Annotated in this window: 18 protein-coding genes; 8 read left to right on the top strand and 10 right to left on the bottom strand. The window is 73.9% G+C overall.

Annotation, left to right across the window (positions count from 1 at the left end):
• Positions 1 to 133 precede the first annotated feature (133 nt).
• A complete protein-coding gene (locus tag CHR28_RS00290) occupies positions 134 to 991 on the bottom strand; it encodes an aldo/keto reductase (protein ID WP_094051336.1) in 858 nt (285 codons plus the stop codon).
• 377 nt (positions 992 to 1,368) lie between these two features.
• Between CHR28_RS00290 and CHR28_RS00285 the strand changes: the two genes are divergently transcribed.
• Positions 1,369 to 1,599: a hypothetical protein gene (locus CHR28_RS00285; protein WP_094051335.1), complete on the top strand. Its 231-nt coding sequence runs from the start codon at positions 1,369 to 1,371 to the stop codon at positions 1,597 to 1,599.
• Between the two features lie 25 nt (positions 1,600 to 1,624).
• Here the strand turns inward: CHR28_RS00285 and CHR28_RS00280 are convergent, their stop codons facing one another.
• The gene (locus CHR28_RS00280) at positions 1,625 to 2,476 is read right to left on the bottom strand and encodes an aldo/keto reductase (protein ID WP_094051334.1); all 852 of its coding nucleotides are present in this window, start codon (positions 2,474 to 2,476) and stop codon (positions 1,625 to 1,627) included.
• 173 nt (positions 2,477 to 2,649) lie between these two features.
• On the opposite strand from CHR28_RS00280, the gene CHR28_RS00275 reads away from it, so the two are divergent.
• Positions 2,650 to 3,063, top strand: coding sequence for a VOC family protein (locus CHR28_RS00275; RefSeq protein ID WP_094051333.1), 414 nt, complete (start codon positions 2,650 to 2,652; stop codon positions 3,061 to 3,063).
• Positions 3,064 to 3,243: 180 nt separating this feature from the next.
• On the opposite strand, the gene helR is transcribed toward CHR28_RS00275, so the two are convergent.
• Entirely contained in the window at positions 3,244 to 5,403 is a 2,160-nt protein-coding gene (helR, locus tag CHR28_RS00270; protein ID WP_094051332.1) for an RNA polymerase recycling motor ATPase HelR, read from the bottom strand.
• Between the two features lie 206 nt (positions 5,404 to 5,609).
• On the opposite strand from helR, the gene CHR28_RS00265 reads away from it, so the two are divergent.
• Complete coding sequence (locus CHR28_RS00265) at positions 5,610 to 6,494, top strand: Gfo/Idh/MocA family protein (protein WP_094051331.1); 885 nt, start codon at positions 5,610 to 5,612, stop codon at positions 6,492 to 6,494.
• Positions 6,495 to 6,499: 5 nt separating this feature from the next.
• Here the strand turns inward: CHR28_RS00265 and CHR28_RS00260 are convergent, their stop codons facing one another.
• Entirely contained in the window at positions 6,500 to 7,405 is a 906-nt protein-coding gene (locus CHR28_RS00260) for a GNAT family N-acetyltransferase (protein WP_094051330.1), read from the bottom strand.
• A 372-nt stretch (positions 7,406 to 7,777) separates the two neighbouring features.
• Here CHR28_RS00260 and CHR28_RS00255 point away from each other — a divergent pair, with 372 nt between their 5' ends.
• Positions 7,778 to 8,974: a glycoside hydrolase family 64 protein gene (locus CHR28_RS00255; protein ID WP_094051329.1), complete on the top strand. Its 1,197-nt coding sequence runs from the start codon at positions 7,778 to 7,780 to the stop codon at positions 8,972 to 8,974.
• Between the two features lie 70 nt (positions 8,975 to 9,044).
• Positions 9,045 to 10,157 (top strand): PP2C family protein-serine/threonine phosphatase, encoded by a 1,113-nt coding sequence (locus tag CHR28_RS00250; RefSeq protein ID WP_256984044.1) that lies wholly within the window; start codon positions 9,045 to 9,047, stop codon positions 10,155 to 10,157.
• A 64-nt stretch (positions 10,158 to 10,221) separates the two neighbouring features.
• Here the strand turns inward: CHR28_RS00250 and CHR28_RS00245 are convergent, their stop codons facing one another.
• Positions 10,222 to 10,458 (bottom strand): chaplin, encoded by a 237-nt coding sequence (locus tag CHR28_RS00245; protein ID WP_094051328.1) that lies wholly within the window; start codon positions 10,456 to 10,458, stop codon positions 10,222 to 10,224.
• A gap of 218 nt (positions 10,459 to 10,676) precedes the next feature.
• On the opposite strand from CHR28_RS00245, the gene CHR28_RS00240 reads away from it, so the two are divergent.
• Positions 10,677 to 10,883, top strand: a complete 207-nt coding sequence (locus tag CHR28_RS00240; RefSeq protein WP_094051327.1) for a hypothetical protein — start codon at positions 10,677 to 10,679, stop codon at positions 10,881 to 10,883.
• A gap of 101 nt (positions 10,884 to 10,984) precedes the next feature.
• Here the strand turns inward: CHR28_RS00240 and CHR28_RS00235 are convergent, their stop codons facing one another.
• The 5 genes from CHR28_RS00235 to CHR28_RS00215 all read right to left on the bottom strand — a co-directional run bounded on the left by CHR28_RS00235 (position 10,985) and on the right by CHR28_RS00215 (position 17,237).
• Positions 10,985 to 11,476 (bottom strand): DUF5709 domain-containing protein, encoded by a 492-nt coding sequence (locus CHR28_RS00235; RefSeq protein WP_094051734.1) that lies wholly within the window; start codon positions 11,474 to 11,476, stop codon positions 10,985 to 10,987.
• 172 nt (positions 11,477 to 11,648) lie between these two features.
• Positions 11,649 to 12,497, bottom strand: coding sequence for a proteasome subunit beta (gene prcB, locus CHR28_RS00230; protein WP_094051326.1), 849 nt, complete (start codon positions 12,495 to 12,497; stop codon positions 11,649 to 11,651).
• A gap of 74 nt (positions 12,498 to 12,571) precedes the next feature.
• Positions 12,572 to 14,044, bottom strand: a complete 1,473-nt coding sequence (locus tag CHR28_RS00225; RefSeq protein WP_094051325.1) for a hypothetical protein — start codon at positions 14,042 to 14,044, stop codon at positions 12,572 to 12,574.
• Between the two features lie 104 nt (positions 14,045 to 14,148).
• Positions 14,149 to 16,503: a glycoside hydrolase family 65 protein gene (locus CHR28_RS00220; protein WP_094051324.1), complete on the bottom strand. Its 2,355-nt coding sequence runs from the start codon at positions 16,501 to 16,503 to the stop codon at positions 14,149 to 14,151.
• The gene (locus CHR28_RS00215) at positions 16,500 to 17,237 is read right to left on the bottom strand and encodes an HAD family hydrolase (protein WP_094051323.1); all 738 of its coding nucleotides are present in this window, start codon (positions 17,235 to 17,237) and stop codon (positions 16,500 to 16,502) included. The genes CHR28_RS00220 and CHR28_RS00215 overlap by 4 nt, the downstream gene beginning before the upstream one ends.
• Before the next feature lie 111 nt (positions 17,238 to 17,348).
• On the opposite strand from CHR28_RS00215, the gene CHR28_RS00210 reads away from it, so the two are divergent.
• Together CHR28_RS00210 and CHR28_RS00205 are read left to right on the top strand one after the other, a co-directional pair.
• Positions 17,349 to 18,029 carry a nucleoside/nucleotide kinase family protein gene (locus CHR28_RS00210; protein ID WP_094051322.1) on the top strand — a complete coding sequence of 227 codons (681 nt, stop codon included), beginning with the start codon at positions 17,349 to 17,351 and terminating at the stop codon, positions 18,027 to 18,029.
• A 39-nt stretch (positions 18,030 to 18,068) separates the two neighbouring features.
• On the top strand, positions 18,069 to 18,578 hold the full coding sequence (locus CHR28_RS00205; protein ID WP_094051321.1) for a GNAT family N-acetyltransferase: 510 nt from the start codon (positions 18,069 to 18,071) through the stop codon (positions 18,576 to 18,578).
• The last annotated feature ends 10 nt before the right edge of the window (positions 18,579 to 18,588 follow it).

The following is an 18,588-nucleotide window of genomic DNA, read 5'->3' as shown; positions in this document are numbered from 1 at the left end:
TTGCCGTGAGTGTGGCAAGCGCTTTCTTCCCGTGCGGTTCCGGAGTACACCGGGGCCGGGGTGGTGACGTCACGGGGTGTCCGCAGCGCGGGACCCGGGGCGGACCGTGTCCGTCCCGGGTCCCGCGGTCGGCTCAGGCGGCGTCCAGTTCCGCCACTTCGTCGGCGGTCAGAACGAGATCGGTCGCGGCGGCCGAGTCACGGATGGTCTCGGGCCGGCTCGCGCCCGGGATCGGCACCACCACGGGTGACTTGGCGAGCATCCACGCCAGGCACACCCGCTGCGGGCTCACGCCGCGCGCCTCGGCGATGCGGGCGAACGCCCCGTGGGCCGAGCCCAGCTCGCCGGCCTTCGAGATCCCGCCGAGCGGGCTCCAGGGCAGGAACGCGATGCCGAGCTCGTCGCACAGGCGCAGCTCCGGCTCGCTGGAGCGGAAGGCCGGGGAGAACTGGTTCTGCACCGCGACCAGACGGCCGCCGAGGATGTCCTGGGCCTGCCGGATCTGCTCGGGGTTCGCGTTCGAGATGCCGGCCATGCGGATCTTGCCCTCGTCGAGCAGGTCCCGCACGGCGCCCACGGACTCGGCGTAGTCCACCTTCGGGTCGGGGCGGTGGAACTGGTAGAGCCCGATGGCCTCCACGCCGAGGCGGCGCAGGGAGGCCTCGCACGCCTCCTTGAGGTGGCGGGGACTGCCGTCCAGGGTCCAGCTGCCGTCACCGGGGCGCAGATGACCGCCCTTGGTGGCGACCAGCACCTCGCCACCGCGCTCGTGGGAGGCCAGGGCCTTGGCGATCAGGGTCTCGTTGTGGCCGACCTCGTCGGCGTGCAGGTGGTAGGCGTCCGCGGTGTCGATCAGCGTCACGCCCGCGTCCAGCGCGGCGTGCAGGGTGGCGAGGGAGCGTTCCTCGTCCGGGCGCCCCTCGATGGACATGGGCATCGCGCCCAGGCCGATCGCGCTGACCTCGACGTCACCGATGCGGCGGGTGTGCATGGGCTCGTGACCTCTTCCGGCTGTCGGTTCGGCTGTTCGGGCGATGGTCGACTCCAGCCTGGACGCCTCGCGCCCCGGACGTCCAATAGAAGAAGGAGAACGCATTCAGCAGCCACGCAACTGAATCCCTCTCCGCCCCGGGTGGACCGCAGTGGCAGGTGGCGGAGTTGGGTGACCCGGGCGCACGAACATCGCCCCCGTGACCATCCGCCCGCGCGCGGAGGCCGGGCGGTGGCGGACGGACCCTCAGAGGGTGCCGGAGCAGCCCCTGTCACCGGTCTTCGGCTCCGGCAAGCACGCCGGCTCCGGGCGGGCCCGTTACCGAGTGTGGACGCGATCGAGCTGCGGAGCAGCCGTTTCGGGCGCATGGTGGGGCTATGGACGGTCAACCCCCTGTGGTCGTGCAGCCGCCCGCGTCGGACGGCGGACGGCTGGTGACCATCCGCGGCGAGGACAAGGGCGTCGCCTACAGCCTGTTCGACGTGCTCGATCTGGTGCACCGCGAAGGCCTGCCCACGGCCGACACGGCGGTCGACGACACCGAGCTGATCGAGTGGCGGGGCGGCGGCCCGTACGACTGGAACAGCGGGGCGCCCGAGGAGGCGTGAACCGGCGTGCGCCCTCCCCGGCCCTTCAGCCGGGCCCGGTGCGTGCCGCCTCGGCCAGTGCGTCGAGCCGGGCCCGGTGGGCGGGCGTCAGTTCCAGTGTGGCCGCCGCGACGTTCTCCTCCAGGTGCTCGATCCGGGCCGTGCCCGGGATCGGCAGGACGACCGGCGAGCGGTCCAGGAGCCAGGCGAGCGCGACCTGGGTGGGCGTGGCCCCCAGCTCGGCCGCCACGGCGGCGATCCCGGCCTCGGCCCCGGCCCTGCCCCAGGCGACGGGCCGCCACGGCAGGAAGGCGATGCCGGCCGCCGCACAGGCGTCGAGCACCGGCTCGTGCTCGCGGTCGAGCAGGCTGTACCGGTTCTGCACGCTCACGACGTCGACGATCTCCCGGGCGCGCGCCAGCTCGGCGACGGACACCTCGGACAGCCCGATCCGCCCTACGAGGCCCTCGGTCTGCAGCTCCCGCAGGGTGCCGAGCTGGTCGGCGAGCGGCGTGCCGGGGTCGACGCGGTGCAGCTGGAGCAGTTCGATCCGCTCCACGCGCAGCCGGCGCAGGGCCTGCCGGACCTGGTCGCGCAGGATCGCGGGCCGTCCGTCCAGCTTCCAGTCGCCGCCGGGGCCGGTGCGCGCGACCCCGACCTTGGTGGTGATCAGCAGCCCGTCCGGGTAGGGGTGCAGGGCCTCGGCCAGGAGCTCCTCGTTGGCTCCCCCGCCGTACAGGTGTGCCGTGTCGATCAGGTTCACGCCCAGCTCCACGGCCCGCCGGGCCACGGCGAGGGCGTGGTCCCGGTCCGGGCCGGGCCCGGTCGGCAGGTGCATGGCCCCGAAACCCAGCCGGTGCACGTCCAGGTCCCCGCCGATGCGGAACGTCGATGTCATGAGCGGTGTCCTCCCCCTGGGCCCAACAGGGCACGCTAGCAGGGCGGTTGGGGGAAACCCCCGGGTCCGGGAGGACCCCGCCCCACCCCCGGCGGGGTGCGCTCGGCGAGCCGTTGTCAGTGCCCGGCGTTACGCTGCGCGCACATGCCCTTGCCCCCTTTTGGGAGGTTCTCATGGCCACGCGCCTCAACCCCTACCTCACCTTCAACGGCGACGCACGGCAGGCGTTGGAGTTCTACCAGGAGGTCTTCGGCGGCACCCTGACCCTCAACTCCTACGGAGACTTCGGCCAGGGGGACACCCCGCACGCCGACCAGATCATGCACGGCATGCTGGAGACCCCCGGCGGCCTCACCCTGATGGGCGCGGACAACCCGCCCGGCATGGAGGCCCCGCAGGGCAGCCCCTTCTCGGTGAGCCTCAGCGGTGACGACGACGCCGAGCTGCGCGGCTACTGGGAGAAGCTGTCCGCGGACGGCTCGGTGTCGGTGCCGCTGGAGAAGCAGATGTGGGGCGACGAGTTCGGTATGTGCACGGACCGTTTCGGCGTCCCGTGGATGGTCAACATCAGCAGCCCGGAGAGCTGAACCGCGCCCGCGGCGGCTTCCCCGGCAGGTCCCGCCGCGTCATGCTCGAGGCTGGACCCTGGACTTGCGACATCTGCGGAGGACTCCTGGCCCTTGACGGCTGTCCCGGCACCGCGGTTGCGGGACAGCCCGTAGGGCGACGGTTCCGGGGCCCAGTGGGCGGTGGGCCCCGGGCGGGGGTCAGGAGCCGGTGAGGACGACGAGCTCCCTGGTCGCCCGGGTCATCGCCACGTAGTGGTCGACCGCGCCCTCGACGCCGGTGCCGAAGTCCTCCGGGTCGACCAGTACGACCAGGTCGAACTCCAGCCCCTTGGACAGCTCCGGTGTCAGCGACCGCACCCGGGGCGAGGGCGGCCGGTACGCGGGATCGCCGATGACACAGGCGATCCCGTCGGGGTGTTCGGCCAGCCAGGTGTCCACGATCGCGTGCAGTTCGGTGGCGGCGGCGCGGCGGACGGGGATGCCGGTGGCGCGGATCGACACCGGCACGTTGGCGTCGGGCAGCACGGCCCGGATGACCGGCTCGGCCTCCGCCATGATCTCCCGGGGCGTCCGGTAGTTGATGCCGAGCGAGGCCGTCTCGATCCGGTCGAACCCGACCCGCTCCAGCCGCTCCCGCCACGACTCGGTGAACCCGTGCCGGGCCTGGGCGCGGTCCCCGACGACGGTGAAGCTGCGCGAGGGGCAGCGCCGCAGCAGCATCTGCCATTCCGCGTCGGTCAGTTCCTGCGCCTCGTCCACGACGATGTGCACGAACGGCCCGGCGAGCCGGTCCGGGTCGGCCGCGGGCAGGGCTGACTCGTCGACCAGGGAGTTCCGCATGTCCTGGCCGTGCAGCATGATCAGCACGCCTTCGCCGTCGTCGTAGCTGTGCGCTTCGAGCAGGTCGTCGATGACGTCCGCCATGCGCTCGCGCTGGGCGGCGAGCGCGGCCCGCCGGCGGTGCGCGCGCCGGGACGCCTCCGGGTCGCCGAGCCGCTGCCGCGCCGCGTCCAGCAGCGGCAGGTCGGACACGGTCCACTCCCGGGGTCGCGCGCGTTGCAGCGCGCGTACCTCGTCCCGGTCCAGCCACGGCGCGCACCTCCGCAGATAGGCCGGCACCGACCAGAGGTCCGCGACGAGGTCGGCCGCCTCCAGCACCGGCCAGGCCCGGTCGACGGCGGCCATCAGCTCCCGGTCCCGCGCCAGGGACGCCCGCACCAGCTCGTCGGGGACGTCGCCCTCGTGCCGGGCGACGAGGATCGTCAGCAGCTCCTCGCGGACCTGGTCACGGGCCTCGTTGTGCGGAGTGCCCGGTTCCACCGCGGCGAACGCCGCCGCCCAGTCGGCCGGACTGAGGTGGATGTCGGACCAGTGGGTGGTGACCGTCATGGCCTCGGCGGGCGGTTCCTCGTAGAAGGCGACGGCCTTCTCGATCGCCTCCACCATGGCGGCGGACGACTTCAGCCGGGCCACCTCCGGGTCGGTCTCCGCCCGGGCGGTGGCTCCCTCCTCGACGAGGTCGCGCAGGACGCAGGTCTGCACGCCCTCCTCGCCCAGGCCGGGCAGGACGTCGGCAACGTACGACAGGTAGGGCCGGTGCGGGCCGACGAACAGCACGCCGCCCCGGCGGTGCTGTCCTAGGCGGGGGTCGGAGTAGAGAAGGTAGGCGGAGCGGTGCAGGGCGACGACGGTCTTGCCGGTGCCCGGGCCGCCGTCGACCACGAGGGCGCCGCGCGAACCGGCGCGGATGACGGCGTCCTGGTCGGCCTGGATGGTGCCGAGTACGTCCCGCATCCGGGGCGAGCGGTCGGCGCCGAGACTGGCGATGAAGGCCGACTGGTCGTCGAGCGCGGCGTGCCCGGTCAGGGCGCCGGGGGTGAACACCTCGTCCCAGTAGTCGCTGACGCGGCCGTCGGTCCAGCGGTACCTGCGGCGGGCCGCCAGGCCCATCGGGTCGGCGTGGGTGGCGCCGAAGAACGGCTCGGCCGCCGGGGAACGCCAGTCGACCAGCAGCCGGCGGCCCTCGCGGTCGGTCAGCCCGAGCCGTCCGACGTAGACGGGCGGCGAGCCGTCCGCGCCGGCCATGTGCCCGAGGCACAGGTCGAGCCCGAAGCGCCGCAGGGCGCGCAGCCGCGCGGTCAGCCGGTGGATCTCGGCGTCCCGGTCCATGGCCTGCCGTCCCTTGCCGCCGGGCGAGCGGCGCTGGGCGTCGAGGCGGTCGGTGAGGTCGGCGATCGTCTCCTCCAGGCACCGGGCGACGGCGGCGAAGTGCCGCTCGTCCCCGCCGATCAGTTCCGGTGCGGTCTTGTGGGCGAGGCGGTCGGGAAGGTCGAACGCGCTCGTGGTCGCAGGGGTCACGTCAGGCTCCCGTTTCCGCAGGTCGTGGGGTCAGGCCGGACAGTGTGCGGGAGCCGGGGGGCCTTGCCGCAAGACCCCCCGTGCGCTATACGTTGAGAGTGGCAAGGAGACGACTCCTTGCCTTTTCCGTTTCCGCGCACCCTCTCGGCGGCCGGTCGGGCGCGTGTGTCACGCTCTTCCCTCAGGCAGCGTGGAGAGGCGGCGGCATGCGCATAGGACTGCTCGGCACCGGACCCTGGGCGCAGATCGCCCACGCACCCGCCCTGAGCGGACACGACGAGCTGGACTTCGCGGGGGTGTGGGGGCGTCGCCCCGAGGCCGCCAAGGAGCTGGCCGAGCGGCACGGGGTGCGGGCGTACGACGATGTGGACGCGCTCCTGGCCGACGTGGACGCGGTCGCCGTGGCGCTGCCTCCGCAGGTGCAGGCCGATCTCGCCGTGCGGGCGGCGCGCGCCGGGTGTCATCTGCTGCTCGACAAGCCCCTGGCGCCGACGGTGGAGCAGGGGCGGGCCGTCGTGGCGGCCGCCGACGCGGCCGGTGTGGCCTCGGTCGTGTTCTTCACGACCCGTTTCCAGCCCGGGCCGCAGACGTGGATCGCCGAACAGGCGGCGGTGCCGGGCTGGTTCACCGCCCGGGCGCAGTGGCTCGGGGCGGTGTTCACCAGCGAGAGCCCGTTCGCGACGCCATGGCGGCGGGAGAAGGGCGCCCTGTGGGACGTCGGCCCGCACGCCCTGTCCGTGCTGCTGCCGGTGCTCGGCGACGTGCGGCACGTGACGGCGGCGGCGTACGGGCCCGGGGACACGGTGTACGTGGTCCTCGATCACGCCGGTGGCGCGTCCAGCACCCTCACCCTGAGCCTGACGGCGCCGCCCGCCGCGGCCGGCGCCACCGTCGAACTCCGGGGAGAGGCCGGGGTCGCGGTGCTGCCGGAGGGGAGCGACGGCGCCGTCCCGGCCCTGATGCGGGCCGCGGACGCCCTGCTCGCCACCGTCCGGACGGGCCGCCCGCACCCCTGCGACGCGGCGTTCGGACTCCGCGTGACGGAGATCCTCACGGCGGCCCAGGACCTGCTGGACGGTGGCGGGCGCTAGCCGCCTCAGGGAGTACGGGCCTCCCGCGGCGGCTGGAAGTTGAGGCGCTCGCGGACCACCGGGAAGCCGGCCTTGGCGAAGTTCGCGGCCATCGGGACGTTGCCCCGGTCCGTGGCGGCGGTGACGAACTCCGCTCCCCGCTCGACGAGGAAGTGGGTGCACTCGGCCAGCAGGTCGTAGGCGTAGCCCCGGCCCCGCTGGTCCGGCATGACTCCGATGAAGCCGACGCACGGGCCGGAGGGGTTGTGGGCCGGGATGTGGATGCCGGCCGTCTCGCCCTCGGGGGTGTACGCCACCTGCCACCAGTCGCGCGGGGACGGGCACCAGTGGAAGAAGTCGAGTTCCTGCTGTGCCGCTTGGTCGAGTCCGCCCTCCTCGATCGCCAGAAGCGCGTGGGCGTCGAGGGTGGCGGAGTGGATGCGGCGCAGCGCGTCGAAGAAGACGGCGTCGTCCGGTTCGGCGCGGAACTCCAGGCGCCCCGGCCGCTGCGGCAGGCCCAGGCCGGGGGTCCAGCGGTACAGCAGCCGTTCGACGAGGAGGTCGTAACCGGCCTTGCGGGCCGCGGTGATGCGGGCCTCGGCGGCGTCGCGCAGGGCCGGGTCGTCGCGCCAGCCGGCCGGCGCGTTGAGTTCCAGTTCGACCTGCCAGGGGGCGGAGCGCAGCAGTTCGGCGCCCGCCTCCTCCTCTCCTTCCGCCACGTCGAACCAGTTGACGTTGACGGGCTCGTCGTCGTCGGGGCCGCCCCACCAGGCGCCCCGGGCGACGACGCGGCCGTCGCGCAGCGCCACGCGCTTCCAGTCGGGGCGGTACCGGGTCAGCCGGTGGCCCTCACGGGCGTCCAGCGGGTCGGGCAGGGTGTCGAAGAGTGCGGCGTCGCTCGCGTCGAGCGCGCGGATGACCGGTTCGGTCATGGGATGTCCTCCGGGACGGATGCTGCGAGGAGCGCTCCCGGTGGGTCAGTGGCGACACGCCGGGTCGACGGGGAGGGAGCGCGGGAACGGTGTGAACTGCACGGCTCTGCCCTCCTTCCATCGGTTCGGGGCGTGGCGGGCCACACGTTACGGGATCACCGGCGGGTCCGTCCACGGGTTTTCCGCCGGGCTCAACCGGCCCTTAAGAGCGGGTTAAGCGAGCCCTAAGGAGCTCAAGTGGGCGGTGGTACGGGGGATTTGTTCGGGACGGACGGGTTGGCTGGGACGCCGCTCGTCCGTAGCATCCGTGGCGACCCGTTCTGAGAGCGCTCTCAGACGGTCTCCCCACCCGCACAACAGGAGGCCCCCCACATGACTCCTCGTCACCACCGCCCCGTCTCCCGCCGTACGCTCCTCGCCGGTCTCGGCGGTGCCGTGGTCGCCGCCCCCGCGGTCGCCGCGCTGGCCCCCCACGCCCTCGCGGAGACCACCCCGAGCACGCCGAAGGCGGCCGCCGCCCTGCCCGTGACGCTCGTCAACAACAGCGGCTCGTTCGGCAACGGAAGCGTCCACGTCTACGTCGTGGGCAACGCCGACGGCCGTCAGGTGCGGCTGCGGCCCGACGGCACCCTCGCCCCGGTGGCCCTGTCGGACAACGGCCCCGACGGCTTCACCGACTACGCGATCCCGCTGGCCGGCAGCGGCGAGACCCGGCTGTCCCTGCCGTACATGTCGGGCCGGATCTACGTGTCGCTGGGCGCGAAGCTCAAGTTCAAGGTCGTCGCCGACGGCGCCGGCAACCCGGCGCTGCAGTACCCGGCCGGCTGGGTGTCCTCGGACCCCAACTACGGGGTGCTGCACGACTGTGCCGAGTTCACGTACAACTCCGCGGGCATGTTCTGCAACACCACCATGGTCGACATGTTCAGCGTGCCGATGAGCATCCGGCTGACCGGCGCCAAGGACCAGACGACGGGCACGCTGCGCGACGGGGGCCGGGCGGCCGCCTTCGCCGCCGTGCGGCAGGTGCCGGAGTTCGCCCGGCTGGTGGTCGACGACACGCGGATCATCGCCCCCGGCCACGGCCTGGACGCCGGGCTGTTCGCCAAGGACTACTTCGCGCCCGCCATCGACGAGGTGTGGAGCACGTACACCGGCCGGGACCTGAAGGTGACCACCAACGCCGGCACGTTCACCGGCCGGGTGCGCGGCGAGCGGCTCACCTTCACCGGGCCCGCCGAGGTCTCCTTCGGCAAGCCCTCCACGCGGGACGTGCTGTTCTGCGACGGCGCCCTCGCCGCCCCCAACGACGGCACGACCGGCCCGGTCGCCGCGATCCTGGGCGCCGGGTTCAACCGCTCGACGCTGATCGGGTCCGCCGCCCAGCCGACGACCGACCCGGCGTCCTTCTACCGCGGCGAGCTGACCAACCACTACGCCAAGGCCATGCACGCGGCCGCCGAGGACGGCAAGGCGTACGGCTTCGCCTTCGACGACGTGGCCGACTTCGCCTCCTACATCCAGGACACGGCGCCCACGGGCTTCCGGCTGACGCTCACGCCGTTCTGACCGGGCCGGGCCGGCCGCGGCGGCGCGGCCCCGGCGTGCGCCGGCCGGTCGGGCGTTGCAGCGTGGTGGTGTGAACGTGACGCGCGGCCGGTCCCGCACGGCCCCCGAGCGGGACCGGCCCGGCTGGCTGCGCGGAGCACCGCCACCGGGGTGGGCCAGGGTGCTTCCGACGGCGCTGCTGGTGGGCGTGTGCCTGGCGGAGCTGATCAGCCCGGAGCCGCTGGACATCGGGTTCCTGCTGGGCGCCATCCCGCCGCTGGCCGTACTGGCCCACGGGCCGGTGGCCACGGCCGTGCTCGGGACGCTGGCGGTGCTCGTGCTGACCGTCCCGGTTTTCGACCTCGACGATCCGGGCAGCACCGACGTCCTGACCGTGTGTTTCGTGTCGGTGCTGAGCGTGCTGCTGTCGTACGTGCGCAGCCGTCGGGACGCGCAGCTGGTCACCGAGCGGGCCGTGGCCGAGGCCGCGCAGCGAGCGGTCGTGCCGCCGCTGCCCCGGCGGGTCGGGCCGGTGGCGTGCGCGGGCCTGTACCGGGCCGCACAGCGCGGAACCCTGGTCGGGGGCGACTTCTTCGACGTACGGGCCGGCCCCTACGGCGTCCGGGCGGTCATGGGCGACGTCCAGGGGCACGGTCTGTCGGCCGTCGCCACGGTCGCCTCGCTGCTGGGGGCCTTCCGGGAGGCGGTACTGGACCAGCCCGACCCGGAGGCGGTGGCGGCCCGGCTCGACCGGAGGCTGGCGGTGGACTCGGCGGGCGATCCGCACGCCGAGCTGTTCGCCACGGCGGTCCTGCTCGACTTCTCCGCCGACGCCCGGGAGGTGCGGATCGTGGCGTGCGGGCAGTGCGGCCCGCTGCTGCTGCGGGACGGAAGGGTGCTGGAGCCGGATGTCGAGCCCGGCACACCGCTCGGGCTGGGGCTCACCGAGGCCACCGCGCCCCGGGTCGTCTCGGTGCGGCTGCGCGCCGGTGACCGGCTCTTCCTCGCGTCCGACGGCGTCACGGAGGCCAGGAACGCGGACGGGGTCTTCTACCCGCTGACCGAGCGGCTGCCGGGCCTGGCCGCCGAGGACCCGGCCGCACTCGCCGAGCGGGTGTGGTCCGACGTCGTGCGGCACTGCCCGGACGTCCGGGACGACGTCACGATGCTGGTGCTGGCGCCGTGCCCGCCGACCGGGCCCTGACGACGGCCGGCGGCGGCCCGCGCCATCGCGCGGGCCGCCGCCGGCAAGCGTTACGACCGGTGCGTCAGTCCTTGATCGTGCACTCGTTGCCGAACGCCGGGTTCAGCAGCCCGATCACGTTGATCGAGTTGCCGCAGACGTTGGCGTTGATGTCGATCGGGATCTGGATGACGTTGCCCGAGAGGAAGCCGCCGCTCTCGTTGGTGATACCGACGGTGCCGTCGTCGGCGCTCGCCGTACCGGCGAAGGCGAGCAGGGCGGCGCAGGCCAGGCCGGCCGCGGCGGTCACACGTGTGCGCATGGAAAAGCTCCTGTCAGTCGCAGGGACACGTGTCTCCACCGTCACCCGGAAACCGGCGGTGCGACATTCATGAGCGTCCGAACGGGGTGCGGGGGGTCTCACGGGGCCGGGGCCGCGCTCTCCGGATGCACGCCGCGCTCCCGCGGTGAATGGTGATAACGGACCCGTTTTTCAGCACCGGGGCCGCACCAGCGATCCGGACCCTAGGAGCAGACACCATGTCGACGTCACAGCCCCCCGCGTCCCGGCCGCCCGAGGACAGCACGACCCCGGACCGCCTGCTCCACGCCCGCACCGGCACCGACGTGTCACCGGAGGACCTCGTCCTGGCCTCGGGCAAGGACCTCACGCCGCACAACCTCGAATGGGCCAAGCGCAAGCTGGCGGCGGAGGGACCGGCCGCGCTCGAGAAGCTGCTGCCCTAGCCCGCCCCGCCGCCGCGTAGCAGGCCACCGCACCCGTCGCGTCTTCCGCGCCGGGTGCGGTGGCCTCGCTCGTGGGGGGGGCGGTCAGCGGCGGTGCGGGATCACACCCTGCCGTCGTCCTCGGGCAGCGTGGTGTCGTCCTCCACCACGTGGACGGCGGCCTCCTCCGCGCCGGCCGCGCCGCCGTCGATGCCGACATCGGTGGCGACGGTCTCCTTGGTGGTGTCCTCGTGGGCGCCCTCGTCCGGGGCGACCAGCCGGCCGGCCCGGGCGGTGCCGGCCTCGGGGTCCACCGGCTCGCCGTCGCTGTCGGGGCTGTCGCCCACGCCGTCCCCGAGGGGCTCGGCGTTCACGTCGGGGACCTCCTGGGAGAGGCGTTGGTCGAGCGTCTCGCCCTCGTGCTGCTCCGCGGCGGTGGTGCCGTGCTTGGTGACGCCGAGGGGCTTCTCCGGCGGGGAGTAGCCCTCGTCGAGGGTGTCGTCGTACGTCCGCTCGTCGACGGCGTCCTGCAGGTCCAGCGGCGCGGCGTCCTCCTGCTCCTCGTTGGTCCCGGTGGGCTGGTACGCGTCGTCCGCCATCGGTTCGGGGCGCATCGGTTCCGTGCCCATCACTCCTGCCTCCCTGTCGCGCTGCGTCGACTCGTTCGTCTCGGCTGTCCGTTCCGCGTTTCCCGTAACGCGGGCTCTAACCTCGGCGAACGGCCGGATCCCCCACTTGCCCGGCCGGAGGAGCGGGGTGACGACGACGTGACCGGGCGCGTTCGGGTCACACGGCGGCGTTCGGCCCGTCCGGGCGGGCGTGCCGCTGCTCGACCATCTCGCGGCTGAGCCGCTCCGTCTCCGCCTCGGCGAGCCGCTCGAAGCCGTCCTCGGTGATGACGGACACGACCGGGTAGATGCGGCGGGTGAGGTCGGGGCCGCCGGTGGCGGAGTCGTCGTCGGCGGCGTCGTAGAGCGCCTGCAGCGCGGCCAGGGCCGCCTCGCGGCGGGTCATGCCCGGACGGTACAGCTTCTTCAACGCGCCCCGGGCGTACGGGGAGCCGGACCCCTCGGCGTGGAAGCCGGACTTCTCGTAGCGGCCGCCGGCGAGATCGAAGGCGAAGATGCGGCCGCGTCCGCCCTCGGGGCCCGCGGGGTCGTGGCCGGCGAGCAGCGGGACGACCGCGAGGCCCTGCATGGCCTGGGCCAGGTTGCCGCGGATCATGGTGGCCAGCCGGGTGGCCTTGGCGGCGAGGGTCATGGGGATGCCCTCGATCTTCTCGAAGTGCGCCAGCTCGACCTGATAGAGCTTCACCAGGTCCAGGGCGAGTCCGACGGATCCGGCGAAGGCCACGGCGGTGTGGTCGTCGGCGGGGTGCACCTTCTCCAGGTCGCGCTGGGCGATCAGGTTGCCCGTCGTCGCCCGGCGGTCCCCCGCGATCAGCACGCCCTCGCGGTAGGTGAGGGCCAGCACCGTCGTGCCGTGCGGGACGCCCTCGGCGCGGACGCCGTCCGGCAGGACGCGACGGGTGCTCAGCAGACCGGGGCGGTGCGCCGCCAGGAACTCCGTGAAGGACGAGGACCCCGGCGTGAAGAACTCCTCGCCCAGCCCGCCCTCGTGCTCACCCCGTGCCATACCGGTCCCCCTCGTCCGCGGCCGTCCTGACGAGTCCTACCTGGACGGGACGGGCGGGAAACGCGCGTGGGGCGTCAGGGGCGCGGTGCGACGCGGACGTCGAGGTCCGAGACGCGGTGGACGGGCCAGGCGCGGGCGTACCCGGGCGCGGTGCCGCCGGCGGGTGCCAGGTGGGCGACCGGCAGCCGGCGGGCGGTGCGCAGGATCTCCGGCACGGTGGTGTTCTCGTTGTGCCCGGAGGCCGCGCCCGAGGAGCAGCCGGTGTAGTAGCCGATGGGGATGGCCTCGTGCCCGGTGAGCAGGCAGGGCGGGCGGACGCCGAGGCGGTGCAGGGCGCCGGCCGTGCGGTCCCAGTCGGCGCGGCTTTCGGTGTTGCGGGCCACGGCGCCGTGCAGGACGGCGAGCTGCACGGCCAGGTGCCCGGCCAGGCCGAGCGCGACCAGCGCGGCGGCGACCGGCCGCCAGGACCCGCCCGGCCGCTTCACCACGTGCCACAGGGCGTCGGCCGCCGGGATCGCCAGCAGGGCGTAGGCCGGCTGGAGGAAGCGGGGAGCGGCGTAGCCGATCATGAACAGATAGGGCACGGCGGCCGTGGCGGCGCAGGCCAGCGGGACCAGGGTCCGTGCCAGGCGGCGGGCCCGGGCCGCGACGGCCACCGCGAGCCCGGCCAGTACGGGCAGGGCGAACCACCAGACGGTGACCACGGGGTGGGGCACCGAGCCGGTGCACGGCCGGCACAGGGCCCGTCCGCCCAGGCTGCGCAGCTGGTCGTCCACGGCGAACTGCCAGCCGAGCCCGCCCTGGATCCGGGAGGCGTCCGACAGCCGCTGCGCCAGGCCGCCGTGAGCGAGCCACGCCTCGATCACCCACGGCAGGGCACCCGCCGCGAGCCCCGCCGCCAGGGCGAACAGCAGGCGCCAGTGGCGCCGGGCCAGGGCGAGGGCCGGCAGGGGCAGGGCGACCCAGAGGGCGTCACCGGGACGCATCAGCGCCATGAGGACGCCGCCCGCGGCCACGCCCCACAGCGCCGCCCGGGCGGAACGTTCCTCCCGGGCGCGCAGGAAGCAGCCCACGCTGATCAGGGCGCCGATGGCGACCCAGTAGTTGGGCATGGCCTGCGGCCCGTAGAAGAGGGTCGGCCACAGGGAGGCGAACAGGGCGCCGCCGACGACCAGGACCCGGGTCGGGAACAGGCCGCGCCAGGCGCGCAGGGCCAGGAAGAGGGCGAGTCCGGAGAGCACGGCGAGGTAGACGCGCAGGAGCGGGACGGACGACGACCAGGAGGCGACGGGCGCGACCAGCAGGGAGACGCCCCGGGAGCGGGGTGCGCTGAAGAAGGCCGCCGGGGTGTGGGTGGTGACCTGGCTGACGTAGACGATCTCGTCCCAGCCGAGGCCCAGCACGGGCCGGACGAGGGCGAGCTGCGCGAGGGTGAAGACGGCGGCGAGCGCGGCGAGCGCCCGGTCGCCGCGCTTCCTGCCGGCCGTGCCCGCGGGCGGCTGTTCCCGCCGCCCGCGGACCAGGATGGCGTTCGCGCCGTCGGCCATGTTCCGCCCCTTACCCCGTGAAGTCCGCAAACACGGACAAACTAACTCGCCGGTCGAGGGGGTGCGGGGCGGAATACGGCCAAGCGCCTGACGCGCCGGGACGGTCAGCGGGTGTGCGGGGCCCGGTGCGCGGGCTGCCCGGGGGCGGGGCGCCGGGGCGGCGGCGGGACGGGACGGGTCACGGGGGTGTCCTCGCTCACCGTCAGCTCGGTGCCGTGGTGGCGGATGGTCAGGGGCGGCCCGGAGCGCAGGGTGTAGGTGGCCCGGCCGGGGGTCAGCTCCACGCGCAGGGACCGGCCGAGGAACCGGATGGTGAAGGCCAGCCGGCTGTACCGGTCGGGCAGGCGCGGGGCGAACCGCAGGCCGCCGTCGGCACAGCGCATGCCGCCGAAGCCGGCGACGAGCGCCATCCAGGTCCCGGCCAGCGAGGCGATGTGCAGCCCGTCGCGGGTGTTGTGCTCCAGGTCCCCCAGGTCCATCAGCGCGGCCTCGGCCGTGTAGGCGCAGGCGAGGTCGAGATGACCGGTCCGGGCGGCCATGACCGCCTGGACGCAGGCGGACAGGGACGAGTCCCGCACGGTCAGCGGCTCGTAGTAGGCGAAGTTGCGGGCGATCTGCTCCTCATCGAAGTACTCCTCGAAGAAGCCGCCGCAGGTGTACATCGCCAGCACCAGGTCCGCCTGCTTGATCACCTGCTTGCGGTAGAGGTCGAAGTAGGGGAAGTGGAGCATCAGCGGGTACTGGTCGGGCCGGGTGCGCGCGAAGTCCCAGCGCTGGTAGCGGGTGAAGCCGGCGTGCTGTTCGTGCACGCCGAGTTCCTCGTTGTAGGGGACGTGCATCGCCTCGGCGGCGTCGCGCCAGGCGGCCATCTCCTCCTCGTCGGCGCCGAGCCGTGCGGCCTCGTCGGGGTGGCGCTTGCAGGCGTCGGCGGCGGCCAGCAGGTTCGCCCGGGCCATGAGGTTGGTGTACGTGTTGTCGTCGGCGATCGCGCTGTACTCGTCCGGCCCGGTGACGCCGTCGATGTGGAACACGCCCCGGTCGTCGTGGTGGCCGAGGGAGCGCCACAACCGGGCCGTCTCCACCAGCAGTTCCACGCCCACCTCGCGCTCGAAGGTCTCGTCGCCGGTGGCGGCCACGTAACGCACCACGGCGTCCGCGATGTCGGCGCCGACGTGGAAGGCGGCCGTGCCGGCCGGCCAGTAGGCGGAGCCCTCCGAGCCCTCGATGGTGCGCCAGGGGAACGCGGCGCCGCGCAGCCCGAGTTGGGCCGCGCGCTCGCGGGCGGCGGGCAGGGTGTCCAGCCGCCAGCGCAGGGCCTCGGCGGCGGCCTGCGGCGCGGTGTACGTCAGCAGCGGCAGGACGAACGCCTCGGTGTCCCAGAAGGCGTGGCCGTCGTAGCCGGAACCGGTGAGCCCCTTGGCGGGGATGGCACGCTGTTCGGCGCGGGCACCGGCCTGCAGCACGTGGAAGAGGGCGAAGCGGACGGCCTGCTGGATCTCCTCGTCACCGTCGACCTCGACGTCGGCACGCGCCCAGAAGTCGTCCAGATACGCCCGCTGTTCCGCCAGCAGCCCTTCCCAGCCGCTGTGTCCGGCCGCCGCCAGGGCCGCCTCGACCTGGTCGCTCATCGCGGGCCGGGAGCGGGCGCCGGACCAGCCGTGCGCGACCAGCTTCTCCACCCGCAGCCGCTCCCCCGGCTCCAGGACGGAGGTGACGGTCAGCCGGGCCACGTCGACGTTGCTCTCACTGCTCGTGGTGGTCCGCTCGGGGCCCGTCACGGTGTGGTCGGCGGCGACCGCGACCCGCAGGCCGCTGCGGCGGGTGCGGTGGACCAGGCGCAGCCTGCCGCCCTGGGCGAGGTCCTCCTCCGGCTCCAGGGGCGACTTCAGCGCACGGGCCGCGCGCGGGTCGCCGTCCGGCTCGGGCAGGCTCTCGTTGGCGACGAGTTCCGACTGGACGACCACGCGGGTGCGGCTGTCGACGGGCTCCACCTCGTACGCCACGGCGGCGATCGCCCGCTGGGTGAGGGAGACCAGCCGGGTGGAGCGCACCCGCACGGTCGAGCCGGCCGGGGAGGTCCACTCGCAGACCCGCTCCAGCACGCCCCGGCGCAGGTCGAGGGTGCGCTCGTGGGCGACGAGCCGCCCGTAGCGCAGGTCGAACGGCTCGTCGTCGACGAGCAGGCGCAGCACCTTGCCGTTGGTGACGTTGATGGCCGTCTGTCCCGACTCGGGGTAGCCGTAGCCGGCCTCCGCGTACGGCAGCGGGTGCAGTTCGTGGACGCCGTTGAGGTACGAGCCGGGCAGGCCGTGGGGTTCGCCCTCGTCGAGGTTGCCGCGCCAGCCGACGTGCCCGTTGGACAGCGCGAAGACGGACTCGCTCTGCGCCAGCAGGTCCAGGTTGAGCTCCGTCTCGCGCACCGCCCAGGGTTCGACGCCGTAGGCCCGCTGGGTTATCACTCGGCGCCTCCCAGTTCGGCGAGGTCGCGTACCACGATGTCGGCACCGTGCGCGTACAGCGCGTCGGTCTGTCCGACGCGGTCGACGCCGACGACGTACCCGAACCGGCCGGCGCGGCCCGCGTCCATGCCGGCCAGCGCGTCCTCGAAGACGGCGGCCTCGGCCGGGCGGACCCCGAGGTCCTCGGCGGCCGCGAGGAAGGTGTCGGGGTGCGGCTTGCCGGGCAGCTTGCGCTCGGCGGCGACGACGCCGTCGATGCGCACGTCGAAGAAGTGCTCGGCGTCGATCGAGCGCAGCACGTCCTGGCAGTTGGCGCTGGAGGAGACGATGGCGGTGCTCAGGCCGTGGGCGCGGACGGCCTCCAGGTAACGCAGCGTGCCCTCGTACGCCTCGACGCCTTCGGTGCGGATCTTCTCCAGGACCAGGTCGTTCTTGCGGTTGCCGAGGCCGTGCACCGTCTCGGCGCCGGGTGGGTCGTCCGGATCGCCGTCGGGCAGGTCGATGCCGCGGGAGGCCAGGAAGGTGCGCACGCCGTCGGCGCGTGGCCGGCCGTCGACGTACTCGTCGTAGTCGGCCGCCTCGAACGGCCGGAAGTCCTCGCCGTCGCGTGCGCGCAGGAAGGCGTCGAACATCTCCTTCCAGGCGGCCGCGTGCACGACGGCCGTCCTGGTGACGACCCCGTCGAGGTCGAAGAGGCAGGCGTGGATGTCGTCGGGTAGACCGAGCTGCGTCATACAGGATCGGTTCCCCTCCCGGCGATGTTCCAAGTGAGTGGCGCACGCCACACGCGCGGGGCACGGGCCTGCCCGCACGGACGCCCGGACCCGGGTGACACACTCGTGCCTGTGCCGCACACCTTCGACGATCTCGTCCGGCGCGCCCGTGCCCTCCCGCAGGGCGGGCGGCGCGCGGTCCTGGGCATCGCCGGCAGCCCCGGCGCGGGCAAGTCGACGCTCGCCGAGCGCCTGGTCCGCGCACTGAACGGACCCGGCGAACCGTGGGTCGCCTATGTGCCGATGGACGGCTTCCACCTCGCCGACGCCGAACTGGAGCGCCTGGGCCTGCGCGACAGGAAGGGCGCTCCCGCCACGTTCGACGCGGCCGGCTACGCGGCCCTGCTGGCGCGTCTGCGCGAGGAGGAACACGCCGGCGACGTCGTCTACGCCCCCGGCTTCGAACGCGTCCTGGAACAACCGCTCGCCGGCGCGATCCCGGTCCCGCCGACGGCCCGGCTGGTCGTCACCGAGGGCAACTACCTCCTCCTGGACACCGGCGCCTGGGCCCGGGTCCGGCCCCTGCTGGACGAGGTGTGGTTCTGCGAACTGCCCGAGCCGGAGCGGGTGCGCCGCCTGGTCGCCCGGCACGAGCGGTTCGGCAAGACCCCCGAGGAGGCGCGGGCCTGGGTGGCCCGCTCGGACCAGCCCAACGCCGAGCTGGTCGCGGCGACCCGGGGGCGGGCCGATGTGGTGGTGCGGACGGACGTGGTGGGGCGGGCCGATGAGGTGGTGCGGACGGACCGGGCGTGACCGGCCCGGTGGTCCGTGCCGATCGGGCATGATGTGCCCATGATCAGGTCCGCGACGCCGCACGACATTCCCGAGATCCGCGCGATGATCCGTGAACTCGCCGCCTACGAACGGGCCGAGGAGCAGGCCCGGGCCACCGACGAGCAGTTGCGCGAGGCGCTGTTCGGCGCGCACCCGGCCGCCCACGCCCTGATCGCCCAGGACGACGACACCGGGGAGGTCCTGGGCTTCGCGCTGTGGTTCCCGCGCTTCTCGACCTGGACGGGCACCCGGGGCATGTACCTGGAGGACCTCTACGTCCGGCCGCAGGCACGCGGCTCGGGCCAGGGCAAGGCCCTCCTCGCCGCGCTGGCCGCGCTCTGCCGGCGCAACGGCTACGACCGCTTCGAGTGGGTGGTCCTGGCCTGGAACACGCCCGCGGTCGACTTCTACCGGTCGCTCGGCGTGGAGTTCCTCGACGAGTGGAAGGTGTGCCGGCTCAGCGGCGAGTCCCTGGAGGCCCTCGCCGCCCGGGCACCCGAGGTGTCCGGCCCGGCTCCCGGCGCGTGAGCCGGACCGG

Origin of the sequence: Streptomyces sp. XY006 (assembly GCF_002237655.1) — a bacterium.
GTDB lineage: Bacteria > Actinomycetota > Actinomycetes > Streptomycetales > Streptomycetaceae > Streptomyces > Streptomyces levis.
The sequence above is the reverse complement of the archived record's forward strand: the minus strand, read 5'-3'. Positions and strand labels throughout refer to the sequence as shown.

Bases quoted from the DNA above. Each gene is read 5' to 3' on its own strand.
- prcB (WP_094051326.1), bottom strand. From the start codon at position 12,497: ATGGCACGGGGTGAGCACGAGGGCGGGCTGGGCGAGGAGTTCTTCACG.
- CHR28_RS00235 (WP_094051734.1), bottom strand. From the start codon at position 11,476: ATGCGCCCCGAACCGATGGCGGACGACGCGTACCAGCCCACCGGGACC.
- CHR28_RS00215 (WP_094051323.1), bottom strand. From the start codon at position 17,237: ATGACGCAGCTCGGTCTACCCGACGACATCCACGCCTGCCTCTTCGAC.
- CHR28_RS00240 (WP_094051327.1), top strand. From the start codon at position 10,677: ATGTCGACGTCACAGCCCCCCGCGTCCCGGCCGCCCGAGGACAGCACG.
- CHR28_RS00260 (WP_094051330.1), bottom strand. From the start codon at position 7,405: ATGACCGAACCGGTCATCCGCGCGCTCGACGCGAGCGACGCCGCACTC.
- CHR28_RS00225 (WP_094051325.1), bottom strand. From the start codon at position 14,044: ATGGCCGACGGCGCGAACGCCATCCTGGTCCGCGGGCGGCGGGAACAG.
- CHR28_RS00265 (WP_094051331.1), top strand. From the start codon at position 5,610: ATGCGCATAGGACTGCTCGGCACCGGACCCTGGGCGCAGATCGCCCAC.
- CHR28_RS00285 (WP_094051335.1), top strand. From the start codon at position 1,369: ATGGACGGTCAACCCCCTGTGGTCGTGCAGCCGCCCGCGTCGGACGGC.
- CHR28_RS00245 (WP_094051328.1), bottom strand. From the start codon at position 10,458: ATGCGCACACGTGTGACCGCCGCGGCCGGCCTGGCCTGCGCCGCCCTG.
- CHR28_RS00205 (WP_094051321.1), top strand. From the start codon at position 18,069: ATGATCAGGTCCGCGACGCCGCACGACATTCCCGAGATCCGCGCGATG.
- CHR28_RS00290 (WP_094051336.1), bottom strand. From the start codon at position 991: ATGCACACCCGCCGCATCGGTGACGTCGAGGTCAGCGCGATCGGCCTG.
- CHR28_RS00275 (WP_094051333.1), top strand. From the start codon at position 2,650: ATGGCCACGCGCCTCAACCCCTACCTCACCTTCAACGGCGACGCACGG.
- CHR28_RS00280 (WP_094051334.1), bottom strand. From the start codon at position 2,476: ATGACATCGACGTTCCGCATCGGCGGGGACCTGGACGTGCACCGGCTG.
- CHR28_RS00255 (WP_094051329.1), top strand. From the start codon at position 7,778: ATGACTCCTCGTCACCACCGCCCCGTCTCCCGCCGTACGCTCCTCGCC.